The organism is Cellulomonas chitinilytica (assembly GCF_016862675.1).
GTDB lineage: Bacteria > Actinomycetota > Actinomycetes > Actinomycetales > Cellulomonadaceae > Cellulomonas > Cellulomonas chitinilytica.
Genome location: NZ_BONK01000001.1, coordinates 343,391 through 355,523 on the forward strand (window position 1 = coordinate 343,391; position 12,133 = coordinate 355,523).

At 73.1% G+C, this 12,133-nt stretch carries 13 protein-coding genes; 6 read left to right on the forward strand and 7 right to left on the reverse strand.

All coding sequences use genetic code 11. From position 1 onward, the window contains the following. Positions 1 to 87 precede the first annotated feature (87 nt). A complete protein-coding gene (locus Cch01nite_RS01645) occupies positions 88 to 1,518 on the forward strand; it encodes a DNA recombination protein RmuC (protein WP_203747684.1) in 1,431 nt (476 codons plus the stop codon). Between the two features lie 12 nt (positions 1,519 to 1,530). Here the strand turns inward: Cch01nite_RS01645 and Cch01nite_RS01650 are convergent, their stop codons facing one another. Next, positions 1,531 to 2,580, reverse strand: coding sequence for a 4-hydroxy-3-methylbut-2-enyl diphosphate reductase (locus Cch01nite_RS01650; RefSeq protein ID WP_239069724.1), 1,050 nt, complete (start codon positions 2,578 to 2,580; stop codon positions 1,531 to 1,533). Between the two features lie 126 nt (positions 2,581 to 2,706). Next, a complete protein-coding gene (locus Cch01nite_RS01655; RefSeq protein WP_203747686.1) occupies positions 2,707 to 3,021 on the reverse strand; it encodes a hypothetical protein in 315 nt (104 codons plus the stop codon). Between the two features lie 187 nt (positions 3,022 to 3,208). Here Cch01nite_RS01655 and xseA point away from each other — a divergent pair, with 187 nt between their 5' ends. From xseA to Cch01nite_RS01670, 3 genes are all read left to right on the forward strand, one after another. After that, a complete protein-coding gene (xseA, locus tag Cch01nite_RS01660) occupies positions 3,209 to 4,531 on the forward strand; it encodes an exodeoxyribonuclease VII large subunit (RefSeq protein ID WP_373309756.1) in 1,323 nt (440 codons plus the stop codon). Positions 4,532 to 4,648: 117 nt separating this feature from the next. Next, positions 4,649 to 4,981: an exodeoxyribonuclease VII small subunit gene (locus Cch01nite_RS01665; RefSeq protein ID WP_203747690.1), complete on the forward strand. Its 333-nt coding sequence runs from the start codon at positions 4,649 to 4,651 to the stop codon at positions 4,979 to 4,981. Then, entirely contained in the window at positions 4,978 to 5,907 is a 930-nt protein-coding gene (locus tag Cch01nite_RS01670) for a carbohydrate kinase family protein (protein ID WP_203747692.1), read from the forward strand. Before Cch01nite_RS01665 ends, Cch01nite_RS01670 begins: the two co-directional genes overlap by 4 nt. Positions 5,908 to 5,981: 74 nt before the next feature. Here the strand turns inward: Cch01nite_RS01670 and Cch01nite_RS01675 are convergent, their stop codons facing one another. Genes Cch01nite_RS01675 through Cch01nite_RS01690 form a run of 4 tightly spaced genes read right to left on the reverse strand, consistent with a single transcriptional unit; the run spans position 5,982 to position 10,374 of the window. Next, positions 5,982 to 7,244: an ABC transporter ATP-binding protein gene (locus tag Cch01nite_RS01675; protein ID WP_203747694.1), complete on the reverse strand. Its 1,263-nt coding sequence runs from the start codon at positions 7,242 to 7,244 to the stop codon at positions 5,982 to 5,984. A 16-nt stretch (positions 7,245 to 7,260) separates the two neighbouring features. After that, positions 7,261 to 8,100, reverse strand: a complete 840-nt coding sequence (locus Cch01nite_RS01680; protein WP_373309760.1) for a carbohydrate ABC transporter permease — start codon at positions 8,098 to 8,100, stop codon at positions 7,261 to 7,263. Between the two features lie 8 nt (positions 8,101 to 8,108). After that, entirely contained in the window at positions 8,109 to 9,068 is a 960-nt protein-coding gene (locus Cch01nite_RS01685; protein ID WP_203747700.1) for a carbohydrate ABC transporter permease, read from the reverse strand. A 13-nt stretch (positions 9,069 to 9,081) separates the two neighbouring features. Further along, positions 9,082 to 10,374 (reverse strand): extracellular solute-binding protein, encoded by a 1,293-nt coding sequence (locus Cch01nite_RS01690; protein WP_203747705.1) that lies wholly within the window; start codon positions 10,372 to 10,374, stop codon positions 9,082 to 9,084. Positions 10,375 to 10,530: 156 nt separating this feature from the next. Between Cch01nite_RS01690 and Cch01nite_RS01695 the strand changes: the two genes are divergently transcribed. Together Cch01nite_RS01695 and Cch01nite_RS01700 are read left to right on the forward strand one after the other, a co-directional pair. Further along, entirely contained in the window at positions 10,531 to 11,160 is a 630-nt protein-coding gene (locus tag Cch01nite_RS01695; protein ID WP_275407152.1) for a carbonic anhydrase, read from the forward strand. Next, positions 11,157 to 11,759, forward strand: a complete 603-nt coding sequence (locus tag Cch01nite_RS01700; protein WP_203747707.1) for a P-loop NTPase family protein — start codon at positions 11,157 to 11,159, stop codon at positions 11,757 to 11,759. The genes Cch01nite_RS01695 and Cch01nite_RS01700 overlap by 4 nt, the downstream gene beginning before the upstream one ends. A gap of 31 nt (positions 11,760 to 11,790) precedes the next feature. On the opposite strand, the gene Cch01nite_RS01705 is transcribed toward Cch01nite_RS01700, so the two are convergent. Then, a complete protein-coding gene (locus tag Cch01nite_RS01705) occupies positions 11,791 to 12,123 on the reverse strand; it encodes a DUF2087 domain-containing protein (RefSeq protein ID WP_203747709.1) in 333 nt (110 codons plus the stop codon). Positions 12,124 to 12,133 lie beyond the last annotated feature (10 nt).

Below are 12,133 nucleotides of genomic sequence, written 5' to 3' on the forward strand. Positions count from 1 at the left end.
CATAGGGGGACCCTCCACGCCTGGTCAGGCCGCCGTCCGGGTGCGGCGGTCCCGCGGATGTCGGAGGCGCCTGAGAGGGTGCGGGCCATGGACACAGGGATGCTCGTCGGGCTCGCCGCCGGCCTCGTCGTCGGCCTCGTCGTGGGCGGCGTCATCGCGTGGCTCCTCGCGTCTCGGCGCGTCGAGGAGCGAGCCGCCGACCGTGTGCGGGCCGCCGAGGTGGACGCCGCGCGGGCACGGGCCTCCCTCGACGCGGAGCGCGCCGCGACCGCCGACCGGCTCGACGCCGCGCGGGCGGACTCCGAGCGACTCACCGAGCAGTTCCGGGCCCTCGCCGCGGACGCCCTCGCGACGAGCACGGACCAGTTCCTCGCCCTCGCGCACCAGCGGTTCGCCGCGGACCACCAGACGCAGGTCGGCGAGCTCGCGCAGCGGGAGCAGGCCGTCCGGGCGATGGTCGAGCCGCTCGCCCGCACGCTCGAGCACGTCCGTGCCGAGCTCTCCACCGCCGAGAAGGCCCGCGCCGAGGGGCACGCCGCGCTCGGCGAGCAGGTCCGGGCGATGCGCACGGCCTCCGACCAGCTGCGCGGCGAGACGTCGCAGCTCGTCACCGCGCTGCGCTCGTCGCAGGTGCGCGGGCGATGGGGCGAGGTGCAGCTGCGCCGGGTCGTCGAGGCCGCCGGGATGCTCGCGCACGTCGACTTCGTGGAGCAGGAGCAGGTCCGCACGGACGACGGCCTGCTCCGGCCGGACATGGTCGTGCGCCTCGCGGGGGGCAAGCGGATCGTCGTCGACGCGAAGGTCGCGTTCCTCGGCTTCCTCGACGCTGTCCAGACGACGGACGAGACCGTGCGCGCCGACCGCCTCGCGGCGCACGCCCGCCACGTCCGCAAGCACGTCGACGACCTCGCGGCGAAGCGGTACTGGGACCAGTTCGCGCCGGCTCCCGAGCTCGTCGTGATGTTCGTGCCCGCCGAGTCGTTCCTGCACGCCGCCGCCGAGCAGGACCCGGCGCTGATCGAGTACGCGTTCGAGCGCAACGTGGTGATCGCGACGCCCGTGACGCTCCTGACGCTACTGCGCACCGTCGCGTACGCGTGGCGGCAGGACGCCCTCGCCGACAACGCGCAGGCCGTCCTGACGCTCGGCAAGGAGCTGCACGGGCGGCTCGCCACCATGGGGGCGCACCTCGCCCGCCTCGGTCGCGCCCTCGACTCCGCCGCGGGCGCCTACAACCAGACGGTGTCGTCGCTCGAGACCCGGGTGCTCGTCAGCGCCCGGCGGTTCGCGACGCTCGACGTCGTGGACGGCGAGCTGCCGGCGCCCGCACCGGTGAACCCGCAGCTGTCGGTCGTCACCGCACCCGAGCTCGTCGCGTCCGCGGAGGAGCAGTTCGTCGCCCTCGACCGGCTCGCGCTCGGCCCCGAGGGCGCGGACCGGGACGAGCAGGCGCTCCGGGACGCCGTCCGGCCGACGACGGAGACCGGCGACGGCGGCGGGGCAGCCACGACCGCGTGAGGCCCAGCCCTGTCAGGCGGGCTGGACGTCCAGGGAGCGGCGGCCCTCGCGGCGCGGGGTCGTGGCCGGGTTGCCGGCGGCCTTCAGGTCCGCGCGCAGCTCACGCGGCAGCGAGAACATCAGGTCCTCGGTCGCCGTGCGGACCTCCTCGACCTGGCCGAACCCGTGCCCGGCCAGCGCAGCCAGCACGTCCTGGACGAGGATCTCCGGCACGGACGCACCCGAGGTCACGCCGACCGTCGTGGCGCCGTCGAGCCAGGCGGGGTCGATCTCCGTGGCGGTGTCGATCCGGTACGACGAGCGCGCGCCGGCCTCCAGCGCCACCTCGACGAGCCGGACCGAGTTCGACGAGTTCGCGGACCCGACAGTGATGACGACGTCGCACTGCGGCGCGAGCTTCTTCACCGCGACCTGGCGGTTCTGCGTGGCGTAGCAGATGTCGTCGCTCGGCGGGTCCTGCAGGTGCGGGAACTTCTCCCGCAGCCGGCGCACCGTCTCCATCGTCTCGTCGACCGACAGCGTCGTCTGCGAGATCCACACGACCCGCTCGGGGTCACGGACCTCGACGTGCTCGACCGCCTCGGGCGAGTTCACGACCTGGATGTGCTCGGGGGCCTCACCCTGCGTGCCCTCGACCTCCTCGTGGCCGTCGTGGCCGATGAGCAGGATGTCGAAGTCGTCGGCCGCGAACCTCACGGCCTCCTTGTGCACCTTGGTCACCAGCGGGCAGGTCGCGTCGATGGTCTGCAGCGACCGGGCCGCGGCGGCGGAGTGGACGGCCGGCGAGACGCCGTGCGCGGAGAAGACGACGCGCGCACCCTCCGGCACCTCGTCGGTCTCGTCGACGAACACGGCACCGCGGGCGGCGAGCGTCTCCACGACGAACTTGTTGTGCACGATCTCCTTGCGGACGTACACGGGGGCGCCGTAGTGCTCGAGCGCCTTCTCGACGGCCACGACGGCCCGGTCGACGCCCGCGCAGTAGCCGCGGGGCGCGGCGAGCAGCACACGCTTGACCGGGGCGTCGGAGTCGGGGGCCGTACCGGCGGAGGAGGACGTCACGCCGTGAGTCTACGGTCGACCACGGGGCCCCCTCGTGGCCGGGCGGGCCGACGCCGGCGCACCTGCACGGATCCTGCACGGCGATGACACCGCCGCGCCACGGGCGCTGCGGCCGTCGGTCGGTGCTCAGTCCTGGTTCAGGCCGAGCACGCCCACCAGCGCCGCCGTGACGACGACCGCCACCGCGACCACCAGTGACGTGCGCCGTCGCACCGGGAAGCCCAGCGTCGGCAGGAGCGCCACGGGAGCGGCCAGGGCCGCACCGCTCAGGACCCACAGGACCACGGACGTGCCGGGCGCTGCGGGCGGGCCGGCGGCGAACCCGCTCCCGAGCAGCAGGGCGGAGAACCCGAAGGTGCCCGCGGCGATCAGCGCGATCACGACGACGGCGATCGTCAGGAGCACCTGCGGCCGGGCGGGCGCCCGGGTGTCGCCGTTCATGGCGTGGCTCCTGTCCGGTTCGGCTGCAGGTCCACCGGCCGGGCGTCGACGACCGGCGGGCTTGGTCGCTCGGACCGTACCGACGGCGGCGCCGCGTCCGTGGGGCTTCGGCGTCGGTGTCCCCCGTCCGCGCGGACGGCCCGGACGGCGTGCGGGCGGTGTCGGCGTCATGGGGCAGGCTGGTCCGGTGAGCATCGACCCCACCCCGGACCGGCTGGACGTGCCCGACGGCGCGGTCCGGGCGTCCGCAGGCCCGCTGCCGCTCAAGGCGGGCGACACCACCCCCGAGCGGCCGTGGCCGGTGCGCCACCTCGCGCCGAAGATCGCGGACTACATCGCACGGATGCCGCCGGTGTGGGTCGAGGGGCAGGTGCTCAACCTCAAGCGATGGAACACGCTGTACTTCCTGACGCTGCGGGACACGGACCTCGACATGTCGCTGTCGGTGACGGCCCCGGCGGGCGCGATCGCGCCGATCGCGGACCGGCTGGCGGACGGCTCGCACCTCGTCGTGCACGCCCGGCCGCGGTTCCACGCCAAGAAGGGCGACCTCACGTTCGCGGCCGACGACGTGCGCCTGGTGGGCCTCGGCGAGCTGCTGGCGCGGATCGAGCACCTCAAGGGCGTGCTCGGGGCCGAGGGCCTGTTCGACGCGGACCGCAAGCGGCCGCTGCCGTTCCTGCCGGCGGTCGTCGGGCTGGTGTGCGCGCAGCAGGGCGACGCCGAGCACGACGTCGTGTCGAACGCCCGCGCCCGCTGGCCCGCCGTCCAGTTCGAGATCCGCCGCGTCACCGTGCAGGGCCCGCGGGCCGTGCCGGAGGTGCGCGCGGCGATCGCGGAGCTCGACGCGGACCCACGGGTCGAGGTCATCGTCGTCGCACGCGGCGGCGGGTCGTTCGAGGACCTCCTGCCGTTCAGCAACGAGACGCTGGTCCGGGCGGCCGCCGCGTGCCGCACCCCGCTCGTGAGCGCGATCGGGCACCACCTCGACTCACCGCTGCTCGACCTCGTCGCGGACCTGCGCGCGTCCACCCCGACGGACGCCGCCAAGCGCGTCGTGCCCGACGTGTCCGAGGAGCGTGCCCGGCTCGTGCAGGCCCGCACCCGCGCGCGTGCCGCGGTGACGCACCGGCTCGCCCGCGAGCAGGCGGCGCTCGACCACTGGCGCAGCCGCCCCGCGCTCGCCCAGCCGACGACGCTCGTCGACGCGCACGAGACCCGGCTGCACACGCTGCGGGACACCGCCCGGCGCGCGCTGCACACCGGGCTGGTCCACGGGTTCGCCGAGATCGCGGGCCTGCGGGCGCAGGTCCGAGCCCTGTCCCCCGCTGCGACGCTCGAACGCGGCTACGCGGTCGTGCAGCGGACCGACGGGCACGTGGTCCGCGACCCCGCGGACGTCGAGGCCGGCGACGCGCTGCGGATCCGTGTCGCCGGGGGCGAGCTCGCGGCCACCGTGGGAGCCGGGCCGAGGCCCACCGGCGCGGCCGCGCGGGCGAGCGCCCGGTAGGCGCACCGCTGCCCCGCGCGGCGTCGTGGCCCGGTGCCACCGGCTCGTCCCGGGCCCGCGGCCGCCCGAGGGCCGGACCGGGGCGACCGTGTGGTCACCGGCTGGTTGACTGGCCCTGTGCCCAAGACGACGACGGACCCTCGCTCGGCCCCTGCACCTGACGACGCCGCACGTGGCGACGCGACGCCAGGCGGCCCCGGCGCGGCGTTCCCCGACGTCAGCGGCCTGACGTACGAGCAGGCGCGCGACGAGCTCGTCGCCGTCGTCTCCCGGCTGGAGGCGGGTGCCGCGTCGCTGGAGGACTCGCTCGCCCTCTGGGAGCGCGGCGAGGCGCTCGCGGCACGCTGCCAGGAGTGGCTCGACGGTGCTCGGGAGCGGCTGTCCGCCGTCCGTGAGCCGGTGCGCGTCGCAGCGCAGGACGACACGCAGGACGAGGGGGAGGTCCGATGAGCCAGGACGGGCGGGCACTGGTCGTGGGCGAGGCGCTCATCGACGTCGTGAAGCGGTTCGACGGTTCGCGGGGCGAGCACCCGGGAGGGAGCCCGGCGAACGTGGCACTGGGCCTGGGGCGGCTCGGTCGCCACGCGGACCTGCTGACGTGGCTCGGCTCCGACGTCGAGGGTGACGCGATCCGCCGCCACCTGGAGGCGTCCGGCGTGCATGTCCTCACGGGCAACCGGTCCGCGGCGCGGACGCCGACGGCCACGGCGCTCGTCGACGCGACGGGCACGGCCACCTACGAGTTCGACCTGGAGTGGGACCTGCCGGAGACCTGGGACGAGGAGCCGGGCGACCCGCTCGTCGTGCACACGGGCTCCATCGCGGCCGTGCTGCAGCCGGGAGGCGCCGCAGTGGCCCGCCTGCTGGCCCGTCGCCGACCGACGTCGACCATCACGTACGACCCGAACCTCAGGCCCGTGCTCATGGGCTCGCCCGCGCACGCGCTGCCGGTCGTCGACGCCCTGGTGCGCCTGTCCGACGTCGTGAAGGTCAGCGACGAGGACCTCGCGTGGCTGCACCCCGGGGTCGCACCCGCGGAGATCGCCGAGGAGTGGAGCCGGTCCGGCCCGGCGCTGGTCGTCGTCACGCACGGCGGGGACGGTGCGTTCGCGAGCACCTCGTCGGGCGCCCGGATGCACGTGCCCGCCCAGCAGGTGCAGGTCGCGGACACGGTCGGCGCGGGCGACTCGTTCATGGGCGGGCTCATCGACGGCCTGTGGTCGGCCGGCCTGCTCGGCGCGGACCGGCGCGAGGCGCTCGCCGACGTCGACACCGCGACCGTCGAGCAGGTGCTGAACCGGTGCGTGCGGATCGCGGCGATCACCGTGTCCCGCCCGGGCGCGAACCCTCCGACGTCGACCGAGCTCGACGCCTGACGGCACGGACCGCTGCACGACGCCCCCGACGCCCGGGGCGTCGTGCGTGACGGTCGCGGCTCGAGTTCCGCCGCTCAGGCGCTCGCCGCGGCGGCCTCCCGCTTCTTCGCCCGTTCGATCGACGCCTTGCGGTCCTTCTCGTTCTGCTCGTCGATGGCCCGTGCCGCGTCGGCGTCGTAGGTGAGGTTCTCGCCGGACTCCGGGTCGAAGACGAGCATCTTGCTCGGGTCGAACCACAGGGGTGCGTCGTCGCCGTCGCGGACCCGGGAGTCGGAGGCGAGCGCGACGACGAGCTGGGTCCGCAGCCCCTCGCCGTCGAGGTCCCGGTCGAGCTCCTCGAGCTTGCCGGCGACCTCGGGCCGCGTCTCGAACGGCACGTACGCGTACAGGTCGGAGCCGAGCCACTCGGTGACGTCGACGCTCGCCTTGAACGGCACGCCGCCCTTGCGGCCCTGCTGCTCGGCGATCGCGTGGTCCTCGAAGTGCTCGGGCCGGATGCCGACGATGACGAGGGTGTTCGAGCCGAGCCGCGTCTTGAGGTCGGCGGTGAGCGGGACCTCCGCGAACGGCAGCTTCATGACGTCGCCGGAGATCTCCCCCGGCACGAAGTTCATGGGCGGCGAGCCGATGAACCCGGCGACGAACAGGTTCACGGGGTGCTCGTACAGGGCGCGCGGCGACGCGACCTGCTGCAGCTCGCCCTTGCGGAGCACGGCGACCCGGTCGCCCAGCGTCATCGCCTCCGTCTGGTCGTGCGTGACGTACACGGTGGTGGTGCCGAGCCGGCGCTGCATGCGGCTGATCTCGGTACGCATCTGGCCGCGGAGCTTGGCGTCGAGGTTGGACAGCGGCTCGTCGAACAGGAACGCGTCGGCCTCGCGGACGATCGCGCGGCCCATCGCGACGCGCTGCCGCTGGCCGCCGGACAGGTTCGCAGGCTTGCGCTGCAGGTGGTCCTTGAGCTCGAGGGTCTGCGCGGCGAAGTTGACCTTGTCCTGGATCTCCTGCTCGGTGAACTTCCCCTTGGCGAGCCGCAGCGGGAACGCGATGTTCTCGAAGACGGTGAGGTGGGGGTACAGCGCGTAGTTCTGGAACACCATCGCCAGCTTGCGGTCGCGGGGGGCCCGCTCGTTGACGCGCTTGCCCGCGATCTGCAGCTCGCCGTCGGTGATGTCCTCGAGGCCGACGATCATCCGCAGCAGCGTCGACTTCCCGCACCCGGACGGTCCGACGAGGATGACGAACTCGCCGTCGGCGATGTCGAGGCTCACGCCCTTCACCGCCAGGTACCCGTCCGGGTACCTCTTGACGATGTCGGTCAGCGTGATCGCAGCCATGGATCCTCCTTCGGGGTCAGCCCTTGACGGCGCCCTGCGTCAGGCCGGAGACGATCTGCCGCTGGAACAGCAGCACGAGGATCACGACGGGGATCGTGACGATGACCGCCGCGGCGGAGATGGCACCCGTCGGCTCCTCGAACTGCGAGGCACCGGTGAAGAAGGCCAGCGCGGCGGGCACCGGGCGCGCGCGGCTCGTCGAGGTGAGCGAGATGCCGTAGACGAAGTCGTTCCAGGCGATGAAGAACGCGATGAGCGCGGTCGTGAACACCCCGGGGGCCGCGAGCGGCACGATCGCCTTCCGGAACGCCTGCCAGGTGGTGGCGCCGTCGACCTGCGCGGCCTGCTCGAGCTCCCACGGGATCTGCCGGAAGAACGCGGCCAGGGTCCAGATGGAGATCGGCAGGGTGAGCGACAGGTACGGGATGATCAGGCCGAGCCACGTGTCGTACAGGCCGATCTGGCGCCACAGGTTGAACAGCGGCGTGACGATCGAGATGACGGGGAAGATCGAGACCCCGAGCGCGGTGGTGAGGATGAGCCGCTTGCCGCGGAAGTCGAGGCGGGCGATCGCGTACGCGGCGAGCGTCGCGAGGACGACGGCGATGGCCGTGGCGATGAGCGAGATGCCGATGGAGTTGCGCAGCGACGGCACGAACAGGTCCCGCGCGGAGCCGTCGGGCCCGAGGATCTGCGTGTAGTTGTCCCACGTCCAGTGCACCGGCAGGAACGTGCCGAGGTTGAGCTCGCCGGGCAGCTTGAACGACGTCGCGGCGATCGACGCCACGGGGAACAGCGTGTACGTCAGGACGGCGATGACGATGATCGTCCAGCCGATCTTCAGCCGGGTGGGCATGCCGCGCATCAGCTCTCCCCCCTCGCACCGGCCAGGTCGACCTTGAAGAGCTTGATGGCCAGGAAGCAGATCCCGATGACGCACAGGAACAGCAGCACGGAGATGGCCGAGCCGAGGCCGATCTCGAGGCGTCCGATGGACGTGCGGTAGGCCAGCAGCGACAGCACCGTGGTGCCGTTGGCGCCGTTCGTCATGATGAACACGTTGTCGAAGATGCGGAACGCGTCGAGCGCCCGGAACAGGACGGCGACCATGATCGCGGCCTTCATGTTCGGCAGCGTGACGCGGCGCAACCGCTGGCCCCACGTCGCGCCGTCGACCTCGGCCGCCTCGTCGAGCTCGCTCGGCACCTGCGCGAGGCCGGCGAGCAGGAGCAGCGAGATGAACGGCGTGGTCTTCCAGATCTCGGACGCCATGATGACGAACAGGCTCGTGCCCTGGTGCGCGAACCAGTTGAGGTCCTGCGAGATGCCCGGCACCCAGTCGAACCAGCTGTTCACGAAGCCCGACGTGATGTCGAACATGTAGAACCAGGCGAACGCCGAGACCACGGTGATGATCCCGTACGGCACGAGGATCACCGTGCGGAGCATGCCGCGCAGGCTCGTGATGGCCCGGTGCATCAGCAGCGCGAGGACGAACCCGAGGATCACCTCGACGAGCACGGTGACGATCGTGATGAACACCGTCACCCCGAGCGCGTTCCAGAACACGGAGTCGGTGAGGACGACGGCGTAGTTGTTGAGCCCGATGAACGCCCGGTCGTCCGGCGCGGTGAGCCGGTACCGGAACAGCGAGTCGTAGGTGGCCTGCAGGATCGGGTAGACCGTGACGGCCAGCATGACGACGAACGCCGGCCCGGCGAGCCACCAGCCGAGGCGCCGCTCGGACTTGGTCCGGTCGCTGAGCAGCACCTTCGTCGTGCGCGCCCGGTCCGCGTCGGCCGCGGTGGGAGCGGTCGTCGTCATGGCGCCTCCCCCCTCACAGCAGCTGCTCCCCGTGCAGCACGGCGGTGATGAACTCGGTGGACTTCTGCGGCGTCGTCTCGGGGTTCACGGAGGACGGCGGGTGCCACGTCTCCTGGAGGCCGGTGGACACCTCGTTGTAGTACGGCGTCTGCGGGCGCGGCGCGGCCTGCTCGAGGGACTGCCGGATGACGTCCGCCATCGGGAACGCCTTGGTCACCGCCGGGTCGTTGTACGACTCCGTGTTCGACGGCGGGTTGCCGTTCGCGACGAAGTAGTACGCCTGGTTCTCGGGCGTCACGATGCACTGCGCGGCGTCGAACGCGAGGTCGACGTGCTTGCTGAACGCGCCGATGCCGAGGTTGATCCCGCCGTACGGCGGCCGCGACTGCTGCGCGGCGTCCGTCTGCGGGTACAGGGCCCAGCCGATGTCGTCGACGAGCGACTGGGGCAGGGTGCCCTGCTCGACGGACGCGTTCGTGGCGGACCAGACGAACGGCCAGTTGACCATGAACGAGCCGCGGTCCCCCTGGAAGACGGTGAGGGAGACGCCCTCGTCCTCGGTGGGCAGCGACGGCCCGGCGAGGTTCTCCCGGCCGATGGTCCCGATGATGTCGGCGGCGGCCTTGCCCGCGGGGGTGTCGAGCCCCAGCTTCAGCTCGTCGGCCGGTGCCTCGGGGTTCTCGAGGATCTGCCCGCCGGCAGACGCGACGAGCGCGTTGATCCAGACGGTCAGCGACTCGGCCTTGGCGCCCTGCACGCTGAGGAACTTGTCCTGCGACTTGGCCGCGTCCATGATCTGCTTCCACGTCACGGGGCCTGCCGCGGGGTCGATGCCGGCGGCCGCCGCGACGGACTTGCGGTACCAGAGCAGCTGCGTGTTCGCCCAGAACGGGACGGTGACGAGCTTGCCGTTCCACGTCGCCCCCGCGAGCGCACCCGCCACGACGTTCTGCGAGACCTTCGTCGCGACGTCGTCGGGGATCGGGGCGAGGAAGCCCGGTTCCGAGAGCTCGGGGATGAACGGCGGGTCGAGGCTCATGATGTCGATCGACGAGTCGCTCGCCGCGAGCCGCCGGGCGAGCTGCTCACGCTGGGAGGCGGCGTCGCGCGGGAGGATCGACACCTCGATGGAGTACGCGCCGCCCGACTGGTCGGTGCAGCGCTTCGCGATCTCGGCCTGGCCGCCGTCGTCGGGGTTGATGAACCACGTGAGCACGGGCGGTCCGGACTCCGCCGAGCACGCGGCGAGCGGCAGCAGCGCCGCCAGCGCCGTGCCCAGTGCCAGAGCTCTCGTCCGCCGTCGCACCGATTCCCCCAATGCGCGTGACCCCGTCGTCCGCAGGTGCCGTCAGGAACGGACGAATCACCTGGTCCCTGGGTACACCCGCCCGCGGCCGTGCGCCACCTGTACGACCGCCCGGAACGTGGTCCGGCCTGCACGGACGGCCCGCCGGGTGCGACCATGACCGACGTGCCGAACACCCTCACCCCCGCGCAGGCCTGGGCCACCCTCCGAGAAGGCAACGACCGGTTCGTCCGCGGCGAGATGCAGCACCCGTCGCAGGGCATCGACCGTCGGGCGGAGGTGTCCACCGAGCAGCACCCGTTCGCGGTGCTGTTCGGCTGCTCCGACTCCCGCGTCGCCGCCGAGATCATCTTCGACCAGGGCCTCGGCGACCTGTTCGTGGTCCGCACGGCCGGCCACGTCCTCGACACGACGGTCATCGGCTCGATCGAGTACGGGGTCGAGGTGCTCGGCGCGCCGCTCGTCGTGGTCCTCGGGCACGACTCGTGCGGTGCGGTCGCGGCCGCGACGGCGGCGCTCAACCACGGCGAGCTCCCGCGCGGGTTCGTGCGGGCGGTCGTCGACCGGGTCATCCCGAGCATCGTCAACCTGGCCGGCGGCGCGACCGAGCCCGTCGACCCCGCCGCGCTCGGGCACGAGCACGTCAAGCACACCGTCCGGATGCTGCAGGGCTACTCGGTCTCGCTCGCCGAGGCCGTGGCGGAGGGCCGGTGCGCGATCGTCGGCCTGGAGTACACGCTGGCCGACGGCAAGGTGCACCTGACGGAGACGATCGGCGACCTGTGACGCCGCGGGGCGACGGTCCGGATGACGGACCGGGCTCCGAGCCCGTCCGGCGGCATCCCGCCCGGTGGCGCGTCGTCGGCAGCTCCGGCTCCGGCAAGTCCACGCTCGCCTCGGCCGCCGCGGCCCGCCTGGGCGTGCCGCACGTCGAGCTCGACGCGGTGTTCTGGGCCGAGGGCTGGCGCAAGCGCGAGCCCGACGAGGCCCTGGTGATCCTGCGTGACCGCCTCGGCGGCGCGGAGGGGCAGCACGGGTGGGTGGTCGACGGCAACTGGCTCGAGGCGGTCCCCCTCCTCGACGGCACGGACGCGATCGTGTGGCTCGACCTGCCCCGGCGGGTGGTGATGCGCCGTCTGGTGACGCGGACCCTGCGTCGTGCGATCACCCGTGAGGAGCTGTGGGCGGGGAACCGGGAGCGGCCGTTCGACCTGCTGAGCCGGGACCCGCACCGCAACGTCGTGCTGTGGTCGTGGCAGCACCACGAGGTGTACCGGGAGCGCTACGGCGCGCTCGCGGCGACGGGCGAGATCCCGGTGGTGCGCCTGCGGTCCGCTCGTGACGTCCGGCGGTGGCTCGCGGGCCTCGCACCGGTCGGCCCCTGACGGCCGCGCGGCACCGGACGCCCGAGGCGGCTCAGAGCCAGGAGTCCTCGGGGCCGGGCCGCGCACCCGGCTCGTCGTCGTGGGCCGTCATGCGTTCGCGCCAGTACCGGGACCCGTCCTCGCGGCGCCCCACGAGTCCCGCCTCCACGAGGTCCCGGCGCAGCCGCACCGGGTCGGTGCTGACGGCCGTGATCCGCTCGGTGAGCGCCGTCTCGGTCGCGGCCTCCCCGGGCGCGATGAGCCGCGACACGAGGTGCTCGAGCACGAGCAGCCGGTCGTCCTGGCGTCGCGGCGTCCGGACGAGGCGACCGTGCTCCAGGAACCGCTCGGCGGGGCAGGCGCCGGCGGGTGTGACGTCGTCCATACCGCCATCG